This is a genomic window from Ruoffia sp. FAM 26255 (assembly GCF_045528525.1).
GTDB classification, from domain to species: Bacteria; Bacillota; Bacilli; order Lactobacillales; family Aerococcaceae; genus Ruoffia; species Ruoffia tabacinasalis.
Genome location: NZ_JBGQQX010000028.1, coordinates 1 through 23,697, shown reverse-complemented (window position 1 = coordinate 23,697; position 23,697 = coordinate 1). Strand labels below are relative to the sequence as shown.

The following is a 23,697-nucleotide window of genomic DNA, read 5'->3' as shown; positions in this document are numbered from 1 at the left end:
TTAATAGGGGGATTAAGATGGAAGAAAAGTATATTTTGTCGATTGATCAAGGTACGACGAGTTCACGAGCGCTGATAATTAACAAACAGGGCGGAAAAGTAGCGAGTTATCAAAAAGAGTTTACTCAAATATTTCCTAAAGCAGGTTGGGTTGAACATAATGCGAATGAGATTTGGAACTCAGTTCAATCAGTCATTGCGGGGGCATTTATTGAAAGCGGTATTAAACCATCAGATATTAGTGCAATCGGAATTACGAATCAACGTGAGACGACTGTTATTTGGGATAAAAAGACAGGATTACCTATTTATAACGCGATTGTTTGGCAATCTAGACAAACAGCGGATATCGCTGAACAATTGAAACAAGACGGTCATGCAGATATGATTCACCAAAAGACAGGTTTGATCGTAGATGCGTATTTCTCAGCGACAAAAATTCGTTGGATCTTAGATAATGTTGAGGGCGCTCAAGAACGGGCTGAGCGAGGTGAATTATTATTCGGGACAATTGATACATGGTTAGTTTGGAAATTAACAGATGGAGCGACTCACGTCACTGATTACTCTAATGCTTCTAGAACGATGCTTTATAACATTAAGGATTTAGAGTGGGATGACGAGATTTTAGAGTTGTTAAATATTCCTCGTAGCTTACTACCAGAAGTGAAATCTAACTCGGAAGTATACGGGACAACGAAACCGTTCCACTTCTATGGTGGAGAAGTGCCTATTAGTGGTATGGCTGGGGACCAACAAGCAGCCTTATTTGGTCAATTAGCTTTTGAACCAGGAATGGTCAAAAACACGTATGGAACAGGTTCATTTATTATTATGAATACTGGAGAGGATTTTGAATTATCTAAGAATAATTTATTAACGACAATTGGTTATGGAATTAACGGAAAAATCTATTATGCTCTTGAAGGGTCAATCTTTATTGCCGGAAGTGCCATTCAATGGTTACGTGACGGAATGCGTATGTTTAGCGATTCAGTTGAGTCTGAAGATTATGCAAGAAACTCAAGCAATAATGATGAAGTATATGTTGTTCCTGCCTTTACAGGTTTAGGTGCGCCTTACTGGGATTCAGATGCGACCGGATCTGTCTTTGGATTAACACGCGGGACAACGAAGGAAGACTTTATTAAAGCAACACTACAGTCCATCGCGTATCAAGTGAGAGACGTTATTGACACCATGCAAATGGATACAGGGATTAAAATACCTTTATTAAAAGTAGATGGTGGGGCTGCAATGAATAATTACTTAATGCAGTTCCAATCAGATATTATCGGAACAGAAATTGCTCGCGCTAAAAACTTAGAGACAACTGCTCTAGGTGCTGCCTTCTTAGCTGGTTTAGCCGTAGGATACTGGAAAGATTTAGATGAAATTAAGAAATTGAACGAAACAGCCGAAACATTTACACCATCAATGAATAATGCACGTAAAGAACAATTATACAAAGGTTGGAAAAAAGCAGTTCATGCGACACGTGTCTTTGCACAAGATGAAGTTGAGATGGAAGAAGGAGAGGAATAATCATGAAATTTTCTAAAGATACACGCCAAAGAGCGATTGAGAAGTTACAAGACCGTACCCTTGATTTATTAATTATCGGTGGAGGAATCACTGGAGCAGGAGTGGCGATTCAAGCTGCTGCCAGTGGGTTAGAAACAGGTCTAATAGAGATGCAGGATTTCGCTGAAGGAACAAGTAGTCGTTCAACGAAACTCGTTCATGGAGGCATTCGTTATCTGAAACAATTTGATGTTGAAGTTGTTTCAGATACTGTCCAAGAACGTGCAGTTGTACAACAAATCGCGCCTCATATTCCTAAAGCAGATCCAATGTTATTACCGGTTTATGATGAGCCAAATGCGACATTTAATATGTTCCGTTTGAAAGTAGCCATGGATTTATATGATTTATTAGCCGGCGTTAGCAATTCACCTTTGGCAAATAAAACTTTAACGAAAGAAGAAGTATTGGAACGTGAACCTCAAATTAAGGCAGAAGGCTTAGTTGGTGGTGGGCAATACTTAGATTACAACAATAATGATGCGCGTTTAGTCATTGAGAATATCAAGCGCGCAAACCAAGATGGCGCACTCATTGCTAGTCGTGTGAAAGCTGAGTCGTTTTTATTCAATGAAGAAGGACAAATTAATGGTGTGGTTGCTAAAGATATGTTATCAGGCGAAACATTTGAAATTAAAGCACGTACGGTAATTAACACAAGTGGGCCTTGGAGTGATTTAGTACGTAATTTAAATAAAGAAGATGACCAAATCCAACAAATGCGTCCAACTAAAGGAGTTCATTTAGTCGTAGATAATAGCAAGATTAAAGTACCTCAACCAACATACTTTGATACTGGCTTAGGTGATGGGCGTATGGTCTTTGTCATTCCAAGAGAGAATAAAACATACTTTGGAACGACCGATACAGATTACACAGGTGATTTAGCTCATCCAACAGTGACTCAAGAAGATGTTGATTACTTATTAGGCATTGTGAATAATCGTTTCCCCGAAGCGAATATTTCAATTCATGATGTTGAGAGTAGCTGGGCAGGGTTACGTCCGTTAATTTCAGGTAATAAAGCATCCGATTATAATGGTGGGAATAATGGTTCAATCTCGGATGAGAGTTTTGATCATTTAATTTCAACTGTAGGTGCTTACTTAAATAAAGAAACAACGCGTGAAGACGTTGAAGAAGCTATCGGACAAATTGAAACAAGTACGTCTGAGAAAGCTAACGACCCTTCAGCGGTATCTCGTGGAAGTTCTTTAGATATTGATGATAACGGCTTAATTACACTAGCTGGAGGAAAAATTACGGATTACCGTAAGATGGCTGAAGGAGCAATGAAAGCAATTATTGAGATTCTTTCAACACAATATCAAAAGCAATTTACTTTAGTTAATTCAAAAACTTATCCAGTCTCTGGTGGAGAATTAAATCCAGCAAATGTGGATTCAGAATTAGAAACTTTTGCTCAATTAGGTGTGAAACGTGGTTTAGACAAAGCAGACGCAAGTTATATCGCTAGAGTCTTTGGCTCAAATGCACCACGTGTATTCAACTTAGTTACAACCCTTGAAGCGGCTGAAGGCTTAAGTTTACGCGATACACTGGTATTGCATTATACAATGAGAGAAGAGATGGCTTTAACTCCTGTAGATTATTTCTTAAGAAGAACAAATCACTTACTATTCATGCGTGAAACTCTGGATGATTTAACACTTCCAATTACGAATGAAATGGCAAGATACTTTGAATGGTCTGAAGAAGAAAAACAAGCACACTTAGATGAGTTAGCTGCTGTATTAGCTGAAAATGATTTAAAAGAATTAAAAAACAACGCAAAATAATAAAAATTTAATATGTAAAAGGGGAAAAAATGGGAACAGAGCTAGTTGGAGAATTTATAGGAACGTTAATCTTAGTCTTATTAGGAGACGGGATTGTTGCTGGGAATTTACTTAAAGGAACAAAAAGTAATGGTGCGGGTTGGTTATCAATTACGATTGGTTGGGGGATTGCAGTAACATTAGGAGCTTTAGCTTCAGGTTATATGAGTCCTGCGCATTTAAATCCAGCGGTAACGATCGCTTTCGCTATTGAAGGAAGTACACCTTGGAGTTCAGTCATACCTTATACAATCGCACAAATGCTTGGGGCATTTTTAGGAGCTGTCTTAGTCTGGGTACAATACAAACCACATTTTGATGTGACTGAAGATTCATCAGCCATCTTAGGAACGTTTTCTACAGGACCAGAAATTTACAATACAGTTTCAAACTTTATTGGGGAATTATTAGGGACATTTGTATTAATGTTTGGTATCTTAAGCTTTTCGAAATACGATATTGCCCCAGGTTTATCAACAATTTGTGTCGGTATCTTAATTATCGGAATTGGTTTATCTTTAGGAGGAACAACGGGTTATGCAATTAATCCTGCACGTGACTTAGGTCCACGTATTGCTCACGCGATCTTACCAATTAAACAAAAGAGAGACTCTGACTGGGGTTACTCTTGGATACCAGTATTGGCGCCGATTGTTGGAGCAGCATTAGCAGCACTCGTATTTGGCATCATTAACTAAATATATTTACTAAAGCTAGCGGGAAATCCGTTAGCTTTTTTATTTTATTCAAAATATGGGTCTATAGTCCAATGAATTTAGATCCATTTGCATGCATAATATAGATAGAACGAAAGCAAAAGATATGTCCGTTAACAAATTTGGATATACATTGACTTACAACTAAGTAAAAATAGGGCTCTAGACCTATGAAGTCCTTGACAATCGATGACATAATAATAAGTGTAGAGAAGCAGGAGATAAAAATCATTGGAGGTAAACTGATATGAATGAAAAAGAGCGTATAATTGAGCTAGTAAAACAAAATGTTATTTCTATGGAAGAAGCACTTGATTTATTAGAAGCGGCATCAAATAATGATACTTTATCAGAATCAACGACAACAACAGATGAAAAAACGACTCAAACACCAGACGACACTGAGAAAGAGACAGAAGCAAGTATTAATCAGACATTTGAAGAAGTCTTTAATCAAGGAAAAGACTTTGCTAAATGTATGGGTGACTACTTTAAGGATAGCACTGAGAAAAAGGCCGACTCTGAAGAATGGTCTGAGTTTGAAGAAACTGAAGATACTGAGAAAGTTAAGAATAATCAAGCACGTTTAGCAGAAATTAACACTGAAATTCAAGCATTGAACGAAAAGATAGCTAAAGAGAATGAAAAATTAGTAATCTGCAAACAACGCATACGTGAGATTGAGATATTTGAAGAATTAGATGATTTAACCCTTGAAATGATTGAACAAAAAGCAAATACTATTGAAAAAAGAGATCACATTCAAGCTGAATTAGATATTTTACAAAGTGAATTTACTGAATTACAAAGAGAAAAAGAGGCCTTAGGCTGGAGTAAAGAATCTAACAAGCAAGATTTCAAAGAATTCTTCAATAACCGTTCAGAGAAATTTGCTGAAGCAGCCACACACTTTGGAAAAGAAGCATCCCGTGAAGGTAAAAAATGGGGTTCATTCGTCACAGAACAATCTAAATCATTTTTAGAGAACTTTAACTTAAAAGATGTTAATGTTTCTTTCCAAGTACCATGGATCAAGACAAGTTCACAAGATTATGAATTTACGTATCCCGTTGAAGGAGTAAATCGCTTTGAGATTGAATTATATAATGGTTCTGTTGAAGTAGTGAGCCATGACGGTGACAATATTGTCGTTGATGCACAAGTACGATTCCATGGTAGCCATGAAGAAACGTCTAAAGAGCACTTTGAAGAAGTAAATACGATCGGTATCATTGATAACCGCTTTGTATTGAAAGTGACATCACCGAAATTCTCAGTTGACGGTACAATCAAAGTCCCTCAAGGAGATGTTGATCGATTCCAAATTCAATTGCTGAACGGCGAAATCGATTTAGATGGTTTAACTAGTAAAGAAATTGTAGTTAAAAACAAAAATGGAGATGTGATCTTAAATAAAGTTACAGCAAATGAAGTATCATTAGAATTATTAAACGGTGATATTAATATTCAAAACTCACCGATTGATACACTAGTGATGAGTGACTTAAATGGGGATGTTCGAGTGAATGGTTACATCCGAAACTTATCAGCAGACACTTTAAACAGTGACTTTTATCTAACGAAAAAAGATACGAATGATGCGAATGTTAAAATCAAGACAGTGAGTGGGGATGTTAAGTTATCGCTGCCAAGTCAAATGAATTTAACCATTGACAGTAAGACTACCCACGGTGAAGTGAAAAACCGCTTATCAAATCTTGAAAGTATTGACGAGCATCCAACTAAACAAAAAGCACATTACCATCGAATTGTATCAGGTGATACAGATAATGCAATGGTTAACATCACAACAACTTCTGGCGATATATTTTTAAAAGATAGTAAAAAAGAGTTATAATAAACATAACAAGACATTAAAAATTATGGAGGGATATAAAATGTCAAATCAAAGTGAAAAATTATTTAAGTCATCAACAGATAAACATATTATGGGTGTGTGTGGGGGATTAGCTGAATATTTCAATATTGACCCGACAATTGTTCGAGTAATCTTCTTTATCCTGCTTTGGGTAGGGTCATCAGGATTTTGGTTATATATTCTTTTAGGGCTACTCTTACCTTATGACTATCAAGTTAATGGTGGTCAAAGTAGAAAATCGAATCCATTCGGTTCAGATAGACCTTCTTCGAATAATAAACCTAAAGATGTAACACCCGAAGATAATGATAATTGGGATGACTTCTAATTAAACGAAATTAAATAAATTGAACTAAGTCTACACTTGCTTGTATTAAGCAGGTGTAGATTTTTTTACTATATAAGTTATGATTTAATATTTGGTTCGTGATTGTTGGGCAGTTGTGTGATAACATTTAGAAGTAAATAAGATCATTCACAGGAGGAATATACGTCATGACTAATGCAGTAACTGTACAAGAGTTAGTAGACACGTTAGATATCAATTTAATATATGGTGAAGAGTATAAAACAAACAAAATTTATTCAAGTGAAGTTTCAAGACCTGGGCTTGTTTTAACAGGTTACAAAGAATATTATCCACATGAACGTATCCAATTAATTGGACGCACTGAGATGTCGTTTTTAAGTGAAAAGACATCCGAAGAAAGATCAAATATCTTCTCATTAATGTGTACGGATGAGACGCCAGCGATTGTCGTATCACGTGAGATTGATATACCTGAAGAATTAATCCCAGTTGCGGACTCTTTAGGTATTCCTATCTTATCAGCTAGATCCAAAACAAGTCGGGTGTTAGCAAATATTACGAATTATCTCGAGAGAAAACTCGCTGAAAGACTTTCAAAGCATGGTGTCTTTTTGGAAGTCTTTGGTATGGGGGTATTGTTAGTTGGATCCAGTGGTATTGGTAAGTCTGAGATTGGTTTAGAGCTGATTCAACGAGGGCATCGACTTATTGCGGATGACCGTGTAGAGCTGTATCAAATTGATGAATTGACTTTAAACGGTGAAGCCCCAGAAATCCTACAAAACATGATTGAAATTCGTGGCTTAGGTATTATTGATATTATGAGCTTGTACGGTGTATCTGCGATTCGTCGTAGTAAACGATTAGAGCTCATTATCAACTTAGTATTGGATGACGGAAACACACAATATGACCGCCTTGGTTATGATAAAGAGTATGAGCAAATATTCGAAGTTCAAGTGCCTTCGATTCGTATCCCAGTTAAAACTGGGCGAAACTTAGCTGCGATTGTTGAATCTGCGGCAATGAATTTCCGTGCGACTCAAATGGGTTATGATGCGAAAGTAACGTTTAATAGTAAATTACGTGATTTAATCCAAGAGAACCGTGGGGGAACAATAGAATGGGATTGAATTTTTTAGCGATTGATCCGATTGCCTTTGAATTATTTGGCTGGCCGGTCCGTTGGTATGGAATTATAATTGGGTTGGCTATTTTAGTCGGATACATTTTATTTACGCGTGAAGCAAGCCGTAAGGGAATTGATTCAGATACGTCTTTTGATTTGCTCTTTTGGACAGTGATTTTTGGTTTAGTAGGGGCTAGAATCTATTATGTCATATTCTCTTCAAACTCATATCTGTCTGATCCATTAAGTATATTCCGAGTTTGGGAAGGTGGAATGGCCATCTACGGTGGTGTTATCGGTGGTGCGATAACAATTTATGTACTGTGTCAAAGATACAAACTCAGTGTCATTAATGTCTTCGATATTGCGATACCCGCACTTTTTGCTGGTCAACTGATTGGGCGTTGGGGTAACTTTATGAACCAAGAAGCCCACGGGGGGTCGGTATCAAAAGCTTTTCTAGAAAACTTAGCTCTGCCTAATTTTATTATTGAACAAATGAATATTAATGGGACTTATTATCACCCGACGTTTTTATATGAGTCTTTATGGAATTTAGTCGGTCTAATTGCCTTACTCCTACTAAGACCCCGTAAAGATTTCTTCAAACGTGGTGAACTCGTTGCATTCTATATGATTTGGTATGGTATTGGACGCTTTTGGATTGAAGGCCTAAGAACAGATAGTTTATATATCGGTCCATTACGAGTTTCTCAAATCTTGTCGCTTATTCTAGTAGTTATTGGTATTGGTCTTGTACTTTGGATTCGTCTAAAAGGGAAAGACCTGGTGCCTTACTACACAGATGACCGATCAAGGGTTGTTAGAAATGAGGATGAATAATGAAGATTGCTATTATTGGTTCAGGTTCATGGGGAAGTGCTTTAGCCAAAGTATTAAGTGAGAACAAACATGACACAGTTCTTTGGGGTAGAAAGCAAACGATTATCGATGAGATAAATCAAACACATACAAATGAAAAGTATTTACCCAATGTATCTTTACCGAAAGAAATTAAAGCAACGACTTCTTTATCTGAAGCTGTCTCTAATGCATCAATGATTATATTAGTTGTCCCAACCAATGCCATGAGACAAATGGCACAAGAATTAAATCCATTACTTGAAGATCAAGCGCAAGCACCAGTGATTGTGCATGCTTCGAAAGGTTTGGAAATGAATACGCAACTAAGAATCAGCGAAGTATTAACAGAAGTACTAAATAAAGATAATTATCAAGATGTCGTTGTCTTATCAGGACCAAGTCATGCTGAAGAGGTTGCTCGCCAGGATGTGACAACTTTAACAGCGGCAAGTGATAATCTTGAAGCTGCTCAAGCAGTGCAACAAGCATTTATGAATCGATATTTCAGAGTGTATACCAATACAGATGTCATCGGGGTTGAATTAGGTGGCGCATTAAAAAATATTATTGCCGTTGGCGCAGGAATTATATCTGGTTTAGGTTATGGTGATAATGCAAAAGCAGCCTTGATTACTAGAGGTTTAGCTGAAATATCAAGACTTGGTACTGCTCGAGGAGCAGATCCATTAACCTTTATTGGCTTAAGTGGAGTAGGAGATTTAATTGTAACTTGTACAAGCCCACATTCCCGTAACTTCCAAGCTGGAACCTTGATTGCTAAAGGCTATTCGAGAGCAGAAGTGAGCGAGAAGATGTTCATGGTAGTTGAAGGGATATTAACTGTAAAAGTGGCCTATGAATTAGCAAAAGAATATGGCATTGACATGCCGATTACGGATATGCTTTATTTGGCTCTATACACAGATAAGAAAATATCTGTTGAAGATGCGATTGAATCATTGATGTTACGTGAAGGTAAACAAGAAGAGTCGCTTGACAAATAAGATATAATAAATAGTATTAAGCAAATAGATTGATTAAGAACAATCAAAGCTCTATGATATACAATACTAAACAGACGAACCTAGGAGGTTAGAGCGAGTGGTAGAGATAACAAAAGAACGTGTTGAAGCAGATGTAATTATAATCGGAGCAGGCCCAGGTGGAATGACCGCTGCCTTATATGCATCGCGCGCAAATTTAAAAACAATTATAATTGAAAAAGGTGCACCTGGTGGAGAATTAATTAATACGGCAGATGTCGAAAACTATCCAGGCTATACTAAAATTGGTGGACCTGAATTAGCAGGGAAATTCTTTGATAGTTCGATGGAATTCGGTGCAGAGCACTTATACGGTGATGTGACTCATATTGAAGTGTCAGGAACCACGAAATATGTTCATACCGCTGACAAAATTTATATCGCACCCGCAGTTGTTATTGCAACAGGTGCCCATCACCGTGAGTTAGGTGTTCCAGGTGAAGACCGTTTAAGCGGTTCAGGTGTGTCATACTGTGCAGTATGTGATGGTTTCTTCTTCCGTGACCGTAACTTAGTTGTTGTTGGTGGAGGAGATTCAGCTGTTGAAGAAGGAAATTACTTAACGCAGTTCGCTGATAAAGTAACAATCATACACCGACGCGATCAATTAAGAGCGCAACAAATACTTCAAGACCGTGCCTTTAATAACCCTAAAGTTGACTTTATTTGGGATAGTGTCGTTGAAGAGATTAATGGTGAAAATGGCGTTAATTCAGTCACAATTCGTAATGTAAAAACGAACAAAGTAGAAGACTTTGAAACGAATGGTGTATTTGTCTACATTGGTCTAATACCAAACTCATATATTGTTGAGAATTTAGGTGTCACAGATGAAGAAGGCTGGATCATTACCAATGAGCGCATGGAAACAACTGTTCCAGGTTTATTTGCAGTTGGAGATATCCGTCAAAAACACCTACGCCAAATTGTTACAGCTGCCGGAGACGGTAGTATTGCTGGACAAGGCGCGTTTGACTATGTTCAAAGCTTGAAAGATCCAATTAACCAAGTAAACTAATTTATAAAGCATGCCCAACGGATTAGACTAACCTCTAATTTAGTTGGTCATTTTTTATGTAAAAATTTATGGAATATTTACTAAGAAAAGTGATAAAGATAATAAAAGATATCGCGGATTAAAGTAATATATTGCCTAAAACGATAAATAAAATTTGGGAACTGTGAAAAGGCTTTAATTCAGAAAAGGTTAACCTTTGTTGTATTATAAAATGATGTTATAATAAAAATAACATTAGAAAAGGTGGGATAATTATGTCTTGGGAAGAAATATATCAACTATGGAAAAATCATAAGTCACTTGATACACATTTAAGTGAAGAGCTGAATCAATTATCACGCGAAGAAAGCGAAGATGCCTTCGGAGCGAACTTAAGTTTTGGTACTGCAGGGATGCGTGGAGTATTAGGACCAGGTACAAATCGCATGAATATCTATACTGTTCGCCAAGCGACAGAAGGCTTAGCGAAGTTAATCGAAGACGCCGGGGAAGATGCTAAAAAACGCGGGGTAGCGATTGCTTACGATTCACGTCATTTCTCACCTGAATTTGCTATGGAAGCAGCGATGGTGTTAGGAAAACATGACATCAAGAGTTACGTTTATGAAAGTTTAAGACCAACACCTGTCCTTTCATTTGCAGTGCGTCATTTAAACACATATGCTGGTATTATGATTACTGCGAGCCACAATCCAGCCGAATACAATGGATACAAAGTTTACGGCGAAGATGGTGGGCAAATGCCACCAGAAGCAGCAGATAAATTAACAGAATATGTTCGCGCAATTAATAATCCACTTGAAGTAGCTGTCGGAGATAAGACAGACTTGCTAGGATCAGGAACCATTGAAATTATCGGTGAACGAGTAGATAATGCTTACTTAGAAGAGATGAAGGCTGTCACAGTTGATTTAGACTTAGTGCAATCAATGAAAGATGAAGTCAATATCGTCTTCACACCATTACACGGAACAGGTTTAATGATTGGTCTAAAAGCATTAGAGCAAATCGGCTTTGATAACATTCAAGTTGTTAAATCACAAGCAGATTCTGATGGAAACTTTCCAACAGTTAAGTCACCTAATCCAGAGTCCGCAGATGCTTTCGTTCAAGCAGAAGAATTAGGCCGTTCAGTTGATGCTGATATCTTATTAGCAACTGACCCGGATGCTGACCGTTTAGGCGCAATGATTCGTGTCGCAGACGGCTCATACCAATTACTTTCAGGGAATCAAATTGCATCCATCATGTTAGATTATATTCTGAATGCCCGCCGCGAAAAAGGAGAATTACCTGACAATGGTGTTGCTGTAAAATCAATCGTATCAACTGATTTAGCCGATGCGATTATTGAAAGCTATGGTTTAGAAATGGTCGAAGTATTGACTGGATTCAAATTTATTGCTGAGAAGATTAAGGAGTATGAAGAAACAAATGAACATACATTCTTAATGGGATTCGAAGAAAGTTTTGGCTACTTAGTACAACCATTTGTGCGTGATAAAGACGCGATCCAAGCTTTAGTTATTCTAGCTGAATTAACGGCTTTCCATAAAAAAGCTGGTCGTACTTTAGGTGATGCATTAGAAGCTATCTATGATAAATATGGCTACTTCGTTGAAAAGACCATTTCAGTTTCATTCCCAGGCTTATCTGGAAAAGAGAAGATGGCAAGCATTATGAGCCAAGTTCGCAAAAATACTCCGTCTCAATTAGGTGGTTTATCTATCGATAAAGCAGCAGATTATCTAGAAGGAACAGTGCAATATGGTGACGGTAAATCAGCAGGCTTAGACTATCCTTCATCAGATGCATTAAAATATACGTTAGAAGACGGTAGCTGGGTTGCTTTTAGACCAAGTGGTACAGAACCTAAGATTAAATTATACTTAGGAGTACGCGGTGACAATCGTGAGACGGTTGATCAAAAAGCAGAAGCGATTGAAGCAGATATGCGTAAATTAACTGAGTAACAATTGAATTAGTCTAAATAAGAGTATCCAAATGATGATTAGTCTGAATATTGGCTTCAATCTGTGCATATCGTTCAATTAGAATGCTGCGGTGAAAGGAGTTTGTATTCGATTAATTATCGTTTGGATTTTTATTTAAAGTAATAAAATAAATTGCTTTTACTAGACGATTACTGATAATATAAGGAAGCAAATTTAGACAAACAGAATATTCAAACGATAATCATAATAAAATCAATGTGATTGTGATACAATATATTAAAATCAAGGGAAAGAGGCGAGATGCATGTCTGATACATTAGAATTAGTAATAATTACCGGTATGAGTGGGGCAGGAAAAACTGTCGCAGTCCAAAGTTTTGAAGACTTAGGTTATTATTGCATCGATAACATGCCACCAAATTTACTTCCTACATTTTGGGAATTAATGAAAGAATCAGGGAAAATTACACGAATCGCACTTGTGATTGACTTAAGGACACGCGAATTCTTCAGTGAATTAGAGAATGTTATTGGCAAGATGGATAACACTCAATTCATTACAACACGTATTGTCTTCTTAGAAGCCGATGACCAAGCCTTAGTATCTAGATATAAAGAAACACGCAGAAAGCATCCTTTGGCAACACAAGAGAGAACCATTACAGGAATTCAAAAAGAACGAGAAATGTTAAGTGACATTCGAGCACGATCACAAATGATCGTTAATACAACAGATTTATCGCCAAGACAATTAAGAGAGAAAATTATCGAAGTCTTTGCTTCTGATACTTATCAACCATTCCACATTGAAATGGTTTCATTTGGCTTTAAATTTGGGGTGCCCATCGATGCAGATATTGTCATGGATGTGCGATTCCTTCCGAATCCACATTATGTTGATGAGCTAAGACCTAAAACGGGCTTAGATACGGAAGTATATGACTATGTCATGAAGCAACCGGAGACAGAAGAATTTTATTCACGATTTATGAATTTAATTAAATACTGTTTACCAGGTTACAAAAAAGAAGGTAAATCTAGCGTGACAATTGCTATTGGATGTACCGGTGGTAAACACCGTTCAGTTGCCTTAGCTAAGAGAATGGGTCAAGAATTAGAAAATGATCATTACGTGGTGAATGTCTCGCACCGCGATAAATTAAAAAATAAGGAATCGGTCAATCGATCATGAGCGAAAAAGCCAAACCACGCTATAAAGTGGCTGTTATCGGAGGAGGGACTGGCCTCCCGGTAATACTTCGAGGGTTAAAACATTTGAATGCAAGTATTTCTGCTATTGTTACTGTTGCTGATGACGGTGGAAGTAGTGGAGTGATTAGAGACTATATTAATGTGGTACCTCCCGGAGATATTCGAAATTGTATGAGTGCCTTATCGGCACGTGAACCAGAGTTTATTGATTTATTTCAATATCGCTTTGAATCTACGGATGATTTTTTAGCTGGCCATGCGATCGGTAACTTGTTGATTGCCGCTTTAAAAGAAATGCATGGTTCAATGCAAGATGCTATCGACATGTTATCAAGGTGGATGCATATTCAAGGACAAATATTACCAGCAGCTCAAGATCCTCTGGTACTAAATGCTTTATTTGAAGATGGAACTATTGCGGTTGGAGAATCAAGTATTGCTTCTCACCGCAAGAAGATAAAAGAAGTATTGGTCACAACCACAGAAGGAGAAGAAGCTTTAGAAGCTTCGCCCCGTGTGGTTGATGCTATCATGGATGCAGATATGATTATCTTAGGTCCAGGAAGTCTTTACACAAGTATCTTGCCAAACTTAATGATTAAAGAGATTGGTGAAGCCATTGTCAAGACAAATGCTGAAGTTGTCTACATCTGTAACATTATGACTCAATTAGGTGAGACTGAGAACTTTACCGACGCCGATCATGTAGAAGTTCTCCATCAACATTTGAATAATAAATTTATTGATACAGTTCTAGTGAATACAACGGAAGTCCCCGAAGATTATATTAGAACACAACCAAACGAAGAATATTTATTACAAGTTAAACATGATTTTGAAGGCATACGTAAAGAAGATTGTCGCGTCATCTCTAGCAAATTTTTAAGTATGAAACATGGTGGGGCATATCATGATACTGAGAAAGTTGTCGAAGAATTAGGCTACTTGTTAAATTCTTTAAAATTAGCCCCCCGAAAAGTAGAAAAGACACAATAGTAATAAAGATAGAGAGGTGAGGCACGATGACATTTGCTTCAGACGTAAAAAAAGAATGTACGCTATTAGAAGTACACCGAGAGCATGCAAAAGCGGAACTTACTGCGCTGATTCGAATGAATGGTGCTGTAAGTATATATCAACAAAAGTTCATTTTGAATATTCAAAGTGAGAACGCAGCAATCGCGCGCCGAATTTATACACTTTTAAAGGATCATTATGGAGTCGAAGGTGAATTAATTGTTCGACGCAAGATGAAGCTGAAGAAGAACAATGTATATATAGTACGTTGTCGTATTAGAGTGAAAGAAATTCTAGAAGACTTGAATATTCTGGATATGTTAGGTATTGGCTTGAATACAAAAGTCACAAGTGATATTACCGAGAATGAACAAAAGAAACGTTCATACTTACGAGGTGCATTCTTAGCTGGAGGTTCTGTAAATAATCCTGAGTCAAATAATTATCACTTAGAAATTTATTCAAGTTACGATGAACATAATAAAGATATTTGTCAAATGATGAATGATTTTGATTTAAATGCCAAGACAATCAATCGGCGTAATGGCTTTATAACTTATCTAAAAGAAGCGGAGAAGATTTCCGATTTCTTAGCGATTATTGGCGCATCAAGTGCTGTGTTACGCTTTGAGGATATTCGCATCGTTCGTGACATGCGTAATTCAGTGAATCGTTTAGTAAATTGCGAAAATGCGAATATGAACAAAACCATTGATGCATCTCAACGCCAGCTTGAAGCGATTCGTTTAATTGATGATTATCAAGGACTAACAACTTTACCTGACAAGCTAAAAGTTATGGCAGAATTTAGATTAAGTAACCCAGATATGAGCTTAAAAGAACTTGGAGAGCAAATACCAGGTGGACCGATTTCAAAATCGGGTGTGAATCACCGCTTAAGAAAAATTGTAAAAATGGCAGAAGAAATCGGTTAATTGTAAATTTTATGTAAAATTTGTGTAAATTTGAAAATAAAATAATGGAATCACCCCTTTTTTACGTATATATATATAGACCAAAAAAGAAAGGGGTGATTTTTTGAATAAAGCAATGTATGTTGGAAGAATTGTACGAGATGTTAGACGAAATAAAGTAGGTCAAAATGGTCGTGTTGTTAATAATGTTATTGCGATCAATCATTATCAAAAAGATGCAAACGGTGAGCGCCGGGCTGATTTTATTCCATTTGTCGCTTGGAACCATCTTGCTGATTTGTTGCATAACTATACTGCCAAAGGGGATCAAATTGCCATCACCGGTAAGATGCAAAGTCGCAAATACACAGACAGCGAGAATAATGACCGATACGTCATTGAATGTCTTGTCGAAGAACTAACTTTATTGCAATCACGTGACTCAGATGGCTCAAAACAAAAGCAAACCGACAATAATCAAGTTGAGCAAAATCAAAGTACGGATATCCAAATTGATGAAGAAAGTATTCGTGCTGTGATGAACTAATAAAAAAATTATTCTATAATTTTAACCATTAAACCCAGTAAAGTATATTATTCAAAAGTACCAAAGCCTAATTTATAAACCTCTAAAGATGCTTAGTATAATCGATACCTTTTTATTTACGTATATTCCAACCTCCCAAAAGTGACGTAGGTAAATACGAAGGTAGATTATATTGGGCATTTTTTGTATGCAAATGTGACGAAATTGTGAATATTATGAGGAGATGAGAGATAATGGATTCAAATTGCTTAAAATCATTTAATTCATGTATAATAATGACTACAAGGCACGAGGATTGTGCAAAAGGAGGCAGGAAACAATGATGAACGTTTTAATGATAGAAGATAATGAATCAGTGAGCGAAATGATGTCGATGTTTTTTGAGAATGAAGGCTATGAAGCAGCCTTCCATCAGGACGGAGCAGAAGGCTACGAAGCGTATAAAAATAATCCTACGAAATGGGATATCGTGATATTAGACTTGAATCTTCCTACAATGGACGGCATGCAAATCTGTCGGAATATACGAAAAATATCTAATGAAACACCGATTATTATGTTAACAGCGAGAGATTCAGAAAGTGATCAAGTGATTGGACTTGAAATTGGGGCAGATGATTATGTAACAAAGCCTTTCAGCCCGATTACATTACTCGCTCGTATGAAAGCATTACACCGACGAGCTCAGGTAACACCGACACAAGAGGAAGAAGTGGAAACTGCTTCAGAATTTGATGTTGAAACAGAAATTATCCATATCAATACATCAACACGCGAAGCTTATTATAAAGATAAACCCATTGAGAATCTCACACCGAAAGAGTTTGATTTACTTGTTGCATTTACAGAACATCCTAAACGAGTATTTAGTCGTGAAGACTTATTAACAAGTCTTTGGGAAGATCCTTTCTTTGGAGATGAACGTACTGTTGATGCACATATTAAGAAATTACGTCAGAAAATTGAACAAGTGGGTCCACAAATAATTCAAACAGTCTGGGGAGTCGGTTATAAATACGAAGCACCTGGTGAGGAATAATGAAGGTTTTATGGCAACAACTGTTTGCATTTTTATTAGTCATTATTGCAACGGTTGCGCTTTTTGCTTATCGAATTGAAGGTGAAATGACGACTGAGATTGAGCAAACACGTGAGCAGCAATTACTAAATTACGGGTATAACATCGTTAATAATAACTTTTCACGAAATGATTTAGTGAGAACATCTCAGTTATTAGCAAGTGAAAACATTGTTATTCAAGTGTATTTATCAGATGGAAGAACAATTTATCCGACTTATGATCAACGCTTCGATGCGAATTTATCTCAGGAAGAGTTGCAGTTAATTCAATCTGGTCAATATCTTGGCTTTCGAACAGTGGACCGTTATAACCAAAACGGCGAGGTTGAGCCTTATCTAACTGTATATCTACCCCATCAGGATGTTGGGGAATTTCCATCAGGCTTTATTAGTTTGGCGGCTCCATTAGATGACCTACAAGCAAGACTTGATGCAGTCAGACAGAATATATTTATATCACTTATTTTAGCGATTATTATGGGGGTTATTATTAGTACAGTTTACTCAATCTTGCAAACGCGCAAAATCCATCGACTCCAATATGCAACTAGACAAATTGGTCAAGGAAATTACGATGTAACGATAGAGACGGATGGGCAAGATGAGTTTGGGGATTTAGCAAGGGATTTCCAAAAGATGTCACATTCACTAATGGAATCGCAAGAAGAAATAAAGAGACAAGAAGGTTTAAGACGTCAATTCATGATGGATGTTGCTCATGAAATGCGGACACCACTGACAACGATGAGCGGACTTCTGGAAGGCTTACAGCATAATATGATTCCAGAGAAGCAACGAGGGCGAAGCTTAGAATTGATTCAACGGGAAACGCAAAGACTGACTCGATTAGTCAATGAAAACTTAGACTACGAAAAAATTAGAAGCCATCAATTCGTCTTAACTAAGCAGGAGAATGATGGGAATAAACTCCTCGACCAAATTAAAGAACAATTATCACGGAAAGCAGCTAAGAAAAATATTAATATTATAGTTGAAGCAGAAGAGGGCTTAATTGTGTGGGCAGATTATGATCGAATTATTCAAATTCTCATAAATCTCGTCACCAATGCCATTCAATTCTCTGAAGACAGTGATATTATTTTACAAGGGAAGATGCAAGAAGAGTATAGTGAAATTAAAGTTATCGACCAGGGTATCGGAATCGATCCAGCGCATCTACAAAGTATTTGGGAAAGATTCTATAAAGTGGACGAATCAAGGAAAAATACTGAGTTTGGAGAATCGGGTATTGGTTTATCTGTCGTTCAATCACTCATTGAAGCTCACCAAGGTAATATAGAAGTCGACAGTGAATTAGGTAAGGGTTCAGTATTCACTGTGAAGTTACCACATAAAAAAGAAAGTAAACTCTGAAAGGAACCGTCATGACGAAGCAAGCAAAAATTTTAGTTTTATTGTCCTGTACAATACTTGTTGCGGTAATCATTCAATTAAGTTTCTTTTTGTATTCTCAGCATCAAGTAAAAAACATCCATCGCCAAGAAGCTTATGCTCAAGGAGTCACTCAACAAATTGATCAATATTACTTTGATAAAGAAACAGGCTTTGTTATTGAAGATATGAATGAGGATGATTTAATGAGTATCCGTACACACTTGAGTGACTTAGAAGAATCAGAAGTCCTAGGACCGAAACAAATCCAAGCGTATAATGATTTACATCGTCGTTATTACGCTCGCAATGAAGTGAATGCAATGTATATTGAACCTGTAATCACTGGTGGGCAAGTCAATAGTAATGTTCCTTATGTGGAAAACATTGAATATTACACCCTACTTGAAACGATTGAACCTTATCGCTTCCAAGAGACAGAGGATAACTTTCAAAAAACAATCAATTTACTTATTGATGATGCGTTAAGTCAAACTTTAAATTATGAAACTGTAGTAACTACATTAAATAATTTAAAGTTTATTCCTGTGACGGAGGGATATTTCGAAGTCATTGCACGTGGATTGAAGGAAGCTGAAGAAGCCTATGCATTAGTGTACAATCAAACATTATTGGCTAAACTAAATGACGCTTTCCAAAGCTACGCAAGAGAGCTGGTCGAGGAAATTAATGCCAGTAATATTGATGTAGCAAATCTTCAAGAATTCCAAAACGCTATGGAGATATCTCCATATTTAAAGCGATTATTTGGACCAGAATAACTGAGGAGGATTGAATGAGTAAAACAATTGTATACGTAGCTCATCCAGATGTTGCGGCTTCGAGTAGTCAGCAATTTCTATTAAGTTCAGGCAAGCATATAACAGATGTGACCTACGTAGATTTACAAAGTGAATTTGACCACAATGGGTCATTCAATGCTGAAGCAGAACAAGCTCGTCTATTAGAGTATGACCGAATTATCTTTCAATTCCATCTTTATTGGTATCAAGCACCAGCAATTATGAAACTGTGGTTAGATACGGTCATTGAAGATAGACAAACAAATGATCAGTTGGCTAGACAATTAGCAACAAAAGAATTAGGTGTTGTTGTTGTGGCAGGTGTGAAGGAGAGTCAGTATCAAGCAGGTGGGCGAGAGAGACGGACGTTATCAGAAGTATTATCTCCGTATGAATCATTGGCAAATTACTTTAATATGACTTATTTACCTATTTTTTCGGTTCACCAATTTGCTTATATGAGTGAATCTGAGAAGATGGAGTTAATGTATCAATACGCTTGTTACTTAGAAGAAGGGACGCATTTAAGTTATTTAACTTATCAGCGCTACTTGTTAGATAAATTAGAGGCCATTGAAGCTGAGCAACTCAATCTATCGGCAGAAAATGAAATTCTATTCGATCTGTGGAAGCAAACGCTAGAAGATCAAGCGGATGAAGTGAGTGAATTATTCACTTTAACTGATCGCTGGTAAGGAGGTTGACTCGATGAATACACACTATGATAACTATCATGATGAATGGGTTGAGAAAGCAGCAGATTATCCGACGAAAGCTTTATTAGTCGCTGCGATGAATTTATTAAGAGAACAAGAGAAACGCATTGAAAACCATAAAGGAAAATTAGATGGTGCAAGTTGGAGTCCAGAAAATTGGAACGAATAAAAAAGAAGTCACCTACTAAAAAGTAGGTGACTTCTTTTTGGACTGAAGTATTAATCTTCAAAAATAACTAAATGATATTTCTTTTTACCGCGACGGACAATGATGTATTTACCATCGATCGCATCGTCAGGACCAATCTCATAATCAACATCATTAATTTTCTCTCCGTTGATAGAGATGGCATTGTTATTAATAAATTCACGTGATTGTCTTCTTGAATCAACAATTCCAGTGTCAACTAACCAGATAGCTAAATTCTCAGATTGTCTAGCAATTGTCGATTGTGGCATGTTTTTAAAACCTTCTTCAATTTGTTTTGCTGAAAGTTGACCAACTTCACCAGTAAAAAGTGCTTCAGTAATTTGTTGCGCTTCATCTAGTGCTTCTTGACTGTGGACAAAACGAGTAACTTCTTCAGCTAAACGGCGTTGAGCTACACGTAAGTGTGGATTCACTTCAATTTCTTTCTCTAAAGCTTCAATCTCTTCTTTAGATAAGAAAGTAAAGTATTTAAGGAATTTAGTAACATCTGAGTCTTGCTGATTAATCCAGAATTGGTAGAATTCATAAGGTGTTGTTTTCTCTGGGTCTAACCAAATCGCATTTCCAGCTGATTTACCAAATTTAGTTCCATCTGATTTCAGCATTAATGGAATGGTTAATCCATAAGCTTCTGCTTCAGAACCTTCCATTCGACGAATGAAATCAAGTCCCGCTGTAATATTACCCCATTGGTCTGCACCACCTACTTGTAATTGAACATCTAAGTTCTTGTATAAATAATGGAAATCAATGGATTGTAATATTTGGTAAGTAAACTCAGTGAATGAAATCCCTGTTTCTAAACGAGAAGCTACGATATCTTTAGCAAGCATTGTATTGATGTTAAAATGTTTTCCGTAGTCACGTAAGAAATCTAATAAAGATAATTCACTTAACCAATCGTAATTATTTACAACACGGAAGCCACTATTTTCAGCATCGCCTTTTAAGAATAACTTATCCATTTGTTGTGTCAGTTTATTGGCGTTCTCTTTTACAACGTCCATGGTCTGTAATTGACGTTCACTACTACGGCCGCTTGGATCTCCAATTGAACCTGTCGCCCCACCAATAACTACGACTGGATTGTGACCAGCTAATTGAAATCGTTTAAGGATCATGAATGGAATTAAATGACCGATATGCATTGAATCCCCTGTCGGGTCAACTCCGCAATATAGACCAATCGCTTTTTTATGTGTTAGTTTTTCTAGACCTTCTGAGTCTGTTTGTTGATTGATGGCTCCACGCCACTCTAAATCTTCTAGAATATGCATTATGAGTCTCCTTTATAGAATTGAATAGATAATCTTATTATAGGGATTTAAGTTTAGTTAATCAACGTTCTGTTACAAAAATAAAATTGAAGAAAGACTCTAAGTACTCAAAGTATACTGAAATTATAGGATAAGAAAAATCACTTAAATGACAAAAACTCTGAAATTTTACAGTAGTGTTACAAACAGTATACGAATCAAAGAAAATCAACTATTCAACTCAAAGGTGTGTTATTATCTTCTCAGGTCGAAAAAAAGAAGATTTAATGAATATAATATGAATTTGACGAATATAACAAAACTAGTATTAACGAAGGAGCAATAAACAATGAAGAAAACTTTTTCTAAGAGCTTATTCAAAACTTTATTTACATCTGCATTAGCATTAAGTTCGGTAGCAGCACCAGTTTTAGCATCAGCTCAAAACTATGACGCGCTGATTAATGAAGCAGACGTTCAAATTGAAGGTTTAAGTGCTCAACAAACAGCTTTATACGCTCAATTAGCTACAGCATATGCTGAAATTGATACAATTCAAGCAGAGGCAACTGCAGTCCTTGAAGCAGTAGCAGAAGATGATGCGTTAATCGCTGAATTGGAAGAAGAAATTACTCAACTTGAAGATATTATCGGTAAACGTGAAGGCTTATTAGCTGATCAAGCACGTGCTGTTCAAGTAAGTGGTGGATCATCTAACTATTTAAACTATGTAGCATCATCAGAATCAGTAAGTGATTTTGTTGGTCGTGTAGATGTTATTAACAAAATGGTATCTGCAAACAAAGATTTATTAAATGTACAAATTTCAGATAAAGAAGATGTTGAAAGCAAAAAATCTGAAACAGAATCAACAAAAAATCAAAAAATCGAAAAAATGGTTGAACTTGAAGCTTTAAAAGAAGAGTTGTCAGCACAAACTGCAGCATCTGAAGAAGTTTACAACCAATTAACAAACGATATTTCATTAGCAGCTTCTCACCGTGAAGCATTAGTTGCTGAACGTCAAGCTTTCGAAGAAGCTCAACGTATTGCAGCTGAACAAGCGGCAGCAGCTCAAGCGCAAGCAATCGCTGAAGCCGAAGCAGCAGCCCAAGCACAAGCTGAGGCGGAAGCTCAAGCAGCAGAAGAAGCTCAAGCAATTGTAGAACAAACTCCAGTAGTTGAAGAGACTCCTGTAGTTGAAGAAACACCAGTTGTAGAAGAAGCACCTGTTACAGAAGAAACTCCTGTAGTGGAAGTTCCTGTAGAGGAAGCACCAATCGTTGAAGAAACTCCTGTAGTGGAAGTTCCTGTAGAGGAAGCGCCTATCGTTGAAGAAACTCCTGTAGAAGAAGTACCGGTAGTTGAAGAAGTACCGGTAGTTGAAGAAACACCAGTTGTTGAAGAGCAACCAGTAGAGGAAGAAGTTATTGCAGATACACCTGCATGGGAAGCTGTAGAAGAAGCACCTGTAGTTGATGATCAAGCAGCAGCTGAAGAAGCAGCTCAAGCACAGGCAGAAGCTGAAGCGGCAGCCCAAGCAGAAGCCGAAGCAGCGGCACAAGCTCAAGCAGAAGCTGAGGCAGCAGCCCAAGCGGCGGCAGAGGCGGAAGCCCAAGCAGCAGCTGAAGAAGCGGCGGCACAAGCTCAAGCAGAGGCAGAAGCAGCAGCGCAAGCGGCAGCAGAGGCCGAAGCTGAAGCGCAAGCAGCTCAAGGAAGTGTTGATGCATTATTATCAAACGCATCACAATACTTAGGAACACCATATGTATGGGGTGGGAAATCACCTTCAGGCTTTGACTGTTCAGGATTTGTACAACACGTATTCCAAGAAACTTACGGAATTAACGTAGGTGGCTGGACTGGAGCACAAGAAAACGCTGGAACTAAAATTGGTGTTGGCGAAGCTCAAGCCGGAGATTTATACTTCTGGGGAACACCTGGATCTACTTACCACGTTGCAATCGCAACAGGTAACGGAGACTATATCCACGCGTCTCAACCAGGGACTCCTTTAGAGTACAACTCAGCAAGTTCATACTTCATGCCAAGTTTCGCATTACGCGTGAACAAATAATTAATAGAATTTAACGGTTCATGAATTTTTGATGTTGGTGGACCGAGGAGCCAGGTGACGCAGTCACCTTGGCTCTTTTTTTATTCCTATGTTTAAGTGTCTCTCTATGCAACGATAGTTTGTGTTGTGTTCTCATC

At 37.3% G+C, this 23,697-nt stretch carries 21 protein-coding genes; 20 read left to right on the top strand and 1 reads right to left on the bottom strand.

Going from position 1 to position 23,697, the window contains the following annotated elements:
* Positions 1–17: 17 nt before the first annotated feature.
* From glpK to ACEN31_RS06765, 19 genes are all read left to right on the top strand, one after another.
* The gene (glpK, locus tag ACEN31_RS06855; protein WP_407089465.1) at positions 18–1,544 is read left to right on the top strand and encodes a glycerol kinase GlpK; all 1,527 of its coding nucleotides are present in this window, start codon (positions 18–20) and stop codon (positions 1,542–1,544) included.
* A gap of 2 nt (positions 1,545–1,546) precedes the next feature.
* Positions 1,547–3,382, top strand: coding sequence for a type 1 glycerol-3-phosphate oxidase (gene glpO / locus ACEN31_RS06850; protein ID WP_407089466.1), 1,836 nt, complete (start codon positions 1,547–1,549; stop codon positions 3,380–3,382).
* Between the two features lie 29 nt (positions 3,383–3,411).
* Positions 3,412–4,119 (top strand): MIP/aquaporin family protein, encoded by a 708-nt coding sequence (locus ACEN31_RS06845; protein ID WP_407089467.1) that lies wholly within the window; start codon positions 3,412–3,414, stop codon positions 4,117–4,119.
* Between the two features lie 265 nt (positions 4,120–4,384).
* The gene (locus ACEN31_RS06840; RefSeq protein WP_407089468.1) at positions 4,385–5,995 is read left to right on the top strand and encodes a DUF4097 family beta strand repeat-containing protein; all 1,611 of its coding nucleotides are present in this window, start codon (positions 4,385–4,387) and stop codon (positions 5,993–5,995) included.
* A gap of 40 nt (positions 5,996–6,035) precedes the next feature.
* The gene (locus ACEN31_RS06835; protein ID WP_338490077.1) at positions 6,036–6,344 is read left to right on the top strand and encodes a PspC domain-containing protein; all 309 of its coding nucleotides are present in this window, start codon (positions 6,036–6,038) and stop codon (positions 6,342–6,344) included.
* A 167-nt stretch (positions 6,345–6,511) separates the two neighbouring features.
* Positions 6,512–7,459, top strand: a complete 948-nt coding sequence (hprK, locus tag ACEN31_RS06830) for an HPr(Ser) kinase/phosphatase (RefSeq protein ID WP_407109008.1) — start codon at positions 6,512–6,514, stop codon at positions 7,457–7,459.
* Positions 7,450–8,298 (top strand): prolipoprotein diacylglyceryl transferase, encoded by an 849-nt coding sequence (gene lgt, locus ACEN31_RS06825; protein WP_407109007.1) that lies wholly within the window; start codon positions 7,450–7,452, stop codon positions 8,296–8,298. Before hprK ends, lgt begins: the two co-directional genes overlap by 10 nt.
* Positions 8,298–9,323 carry an NAD(P)H-dependent glycerol-3-phosphate dehydrogenase gene (locus ACEN31_RS06820; protein ID WP_407089470.1) on the top strand — a complete coding sequence of 342 codons (1,026 nt, stop codon included), beginning with the start codon at positions 8,298–8,300 and terminating at the stop codon, positions 9,321–9,323. The genes lgt and ACEN31_RS06820 overlap by 1 nt, the downstream gene beginning before the upstream one ends.
* A 97-nt stretch (positions 9,324–9,420) precedes the next feature.
* Entirely contained in the window at positions 9,421–10,380 is a 960-nt protein-coding gene (gene trxB, locus ACEN31_RS06815; RefSeq protein WP_328803159.1) for a thioredoxin-disulfide reductase, read from the top strand.
* Between the two features lie 254 nt (positions 10,381–10,634).
* Complete coding sequence (locus tag ACEN31_RS06810; RefSeq protein ID WP_407089471.1) at positions 10,635–12,353, top strand: phospho-sugar mutase; 1,719 nt, start codon at positions 10,635–10,637, stop codon at positions 12,351–12,353.
* 286 nt (positions 12,354–12,639) lie between these two features.
* Positions 12,640–13,527 (top strand): RNase adapter RapZ, encoded by an 888-nt coding sequence (rapZ, locus tag ACEN31_RS06805; protein ID WP_138404437.1) that lies wholly within the window; start codon positions 12,640–12,642, stop codon positions 13,525–13,527.
* Entirely contained in the window at positions 13,524–14,543 is a 1,020-nt protein-coding gene (gene yvcK, locus ACEN31_RS06800) for a uridine diphosphate-N-acetylglucosamine-binding protein YvcK (protein ID WP_407109006.1), read from the top strand. The genes rapZ and yvcK overlap by 4 nt, the downstream gene beginning before the upstream one ends.
* Positions 14,544–14,569: 26 nt before the next feature.
* Positions 14,570–15,499: a DNA-binding protein WhiA gene (whiA, locus tag ACEN31_RS06795; protein WP_138404435.1), complete on the top strand. Its 930-nt coding sequence runs from the start codon at positions 14,570–14,572 to the stop codon at positions 15,497–15,499.
* 103 nt (positions 15,500–15,602) lie between these two features.
* Positions 15,603–16,025, top strand: coding sequence for a single-stranded DNA-binding protein (locus tag ACEN31_RS06790; RefSeq protein ID WP_407089474.1), 423 nt, complete (start codon positions 15,603–15,605; stop codon positions 16,023–16,025).
* Positions 16,026–16,347: 322 nt separating this feature from the next.
* Complete coding sequence (locus tag ACEN31_RS06785; RefSeq protein ID WP_407089481.1) at positions 16,348–17,064, top strand: response regulator transcription factor; 717 nt, start codon at positions 16,348–16,350, stop codon at positions 17,062–17,064.
* Positions 17,064–18,479: an ATP-binding protein gene (locus tag ACEN31_RS06780; protein ID WP_407089475.1), complete on the top strand. Its 1,416-nt coding sequence runs from the start codon at positions 17,064–17,066 to the stop codon at positions 18,477–18,479. Before ACEN31_RS06785 ends, ACEN31_RS06780 begins: the two co-directional genes overlap by 1 nt.
* 11 nt (positions 18,480–18,490) lie before the next feature.
* On the top strand, positions 18,491–19,279 hold the full coding sequence (locus ACEN31_RS06775) for a hypothetical protein (RefSeq protein WP_407089476.1): 789 nt from the start codon (positions 18,491–18,493) through the stop codon (positions 19,277–19,279).
* Positions 19,280–19,293: 14 nt separating this feature from the next.
* Positions 19,294–19,995 carry an NAD(P)H-dependent oxidoreductase gene (locus ACEN31_RS06770; protein WP_407089477.1) on the top strand — a complete coding sequence of 234 codons (702 nt, stop codon included), beginning with the start codon at positions 19,294–19,296 and terminating at the stop codon, positions 19,993–19,995.
* Between the two features lie 13 nt (positions 19,996–20,008).
* Positions 20,009–20,185 (top strand): hypothetical protein, encoded by a 177-nt coding sequence (locus ACEN31_RS06765; protein WP_218931585.1) that lies wholly within the window; start codon positions 20,009–20,011, stop codon positions 20,183–20,185.
* 50 nt (positions 20,186–20,235) lie between these two features.
* Here the strand turns inward: ACEN31_RS06765 and tyrS are convergent, their stop codons facing one another.
* Entirely contained in the window at positions 20,236–21,504 is a 1,269-nt protein-coding gene (tyrS, locus tag ACEN31_RS06760) for a tyrosine--tRNA ligase (RefSeq protein ID WP_407089478.1), read from the bottom strand.
* Positions 21,505–21,832: 328 nt separating this feature from the next.
* On the opposite strand from tyrS, the gene ACEN31_RS06755 reads away from it, so the two are divergent.
* Positions 21,833–23,560 (top strand): NlpC/P60 family protein, encoded by a 1,728-nt coding sequence (locus ACEN31_RS06755; protein ID WP_407109005.1) that lies wholly within the window; start codon positions 21,833–21,835, stop codon positions 23,558–23,560.
* Positions 23,561–23,697 lie beyond the last annotated feature (137 nt).

Bases quoted from the DNA above. Each gene is read 5' to 3' on its own strand.
- glpK (WP_407089465.1), top strand. From the start codon at position 18: ATGGAAGAAAAGTATATTTTGTCGATTGATCAAGGTACGACGAGTTCA.
- glpO (WP_407089466.1), top strand. From the start codon at position 1,547: ATGAAATTTTCTAAAGATACACGCCAAAGAGCGATTGAGAAGTTACAA.
- ACEN31_RS06845 (WP_407089467.1), top strand. From the start codon at position 3,412: ATGGGAACAGAGCTAGTTGGAGAATTTATAGGAACGTTAATCTTAGTC.
- ACEN31_RS06840 (WP_407089468.1), top strand. From the start codon at position 4,385: ATGAATGAAAAAGAGCGTATAATTGAGCTAGTAAAACAAAATGTTATT.
- ACEN31_RS06835 (WP_338490077.1), top strand. From the start codon at position 6,036: ATGTCAAATCAAAGTGAAAAATTATTTAAGTCATCAACAGATAAACAT.
- hprK (WP_407109008.1), top strand. From the start codon at position 6,512: ATGACTAATGCAGTAACTGTACAAGAGTTAGTAGACACGTTAGATATC.
- lgt (WP_407109007.1), top strand. From the start codon at position 7,450: ATGGGATTGAATTTTTTAGCGATTGATCCGATTGCCTTTGAATTATTT.
- ACEN31_RS06820 (WP_407089470.1), top strand. From the start codon at position 8,298: ATGAAGATTGCTATTATTGGTTCAGGTTCATGGGGAAGTGCTTTAGCC.
- ACEN31_RS06810 (WP_407089471.1), top strand. From the start codon at position 10,635: ATGTCTTGGGAAGAAATATATCAACTATGGAAAAATCATAAGTCACTT.
- rapZ (WP_138404437.1), top strand. From the start codon at position 12,640: ATGTCTGATACATTAGAATTAGTAATAATTACCGGTATGAGTGGGGCA.
- yvcK (WP_407109006.1), top strand. From the start codon at position 13,524: ATGAGCGAAAAAGCCAAACCACGCTATAAAGTGGCTGTTATCGGAGGA.
- whiA (WP_138404435.1), top strand. From the start codon at position 14,570: ATGACATTTGCTTCAGACGTAAAAAAAGAATGTACGCTATTAGAAGTA.
- ACEN31_RS06785 (WP_407089481.1), top strand. From the start codon at position 16,348: ATGAACGTTTTAATGATAGAAGATAATGAATCAGTGAGCGAAATGATG.
- ACEN31_RS06780 (WP_407089475.1), top strand. From the start codon at position 17,064: ATGAAGGTTTTATGGCAACAACTGTTTGCATTTTTATTAGTCATTATT.
- ACEN31_RS06775 (WP_407089476.1), top strand. From the start codon at position 18,491: ATGACGAAGCAAGCAAAAATTTTAGTTTTATTGTCCTGTACAATACTT.
- ACEN31_RS06770 (WP_407089477.1), top strand. From the start codon at position 19,294: ATGAGTAAAACAATTGTATACGTAGCTCATCCAGATGTTGCGGCTTCG.
- ACEN31_RS06765 (WP_218931585.1), top strand. From the start codon at position 20,009: ATGAATACACACTATGATAACTATCATGATGAATGGGTTGAGAAAGCA.
- tyrS (WP_407089478.1), bottom strand. From the start codon at position 21,504: ATGCATATTCTAGAAGATTTAGAGTGGCGTGGAGCCATCAATCAACAA.
- ACEN31_RS06755 (WP_407109005.1), top strand. From the start codon at position 21,833: ATGAAGAAAACTTTTTCTAAGAGCTTATTCAAAACTTTATTTACATCT.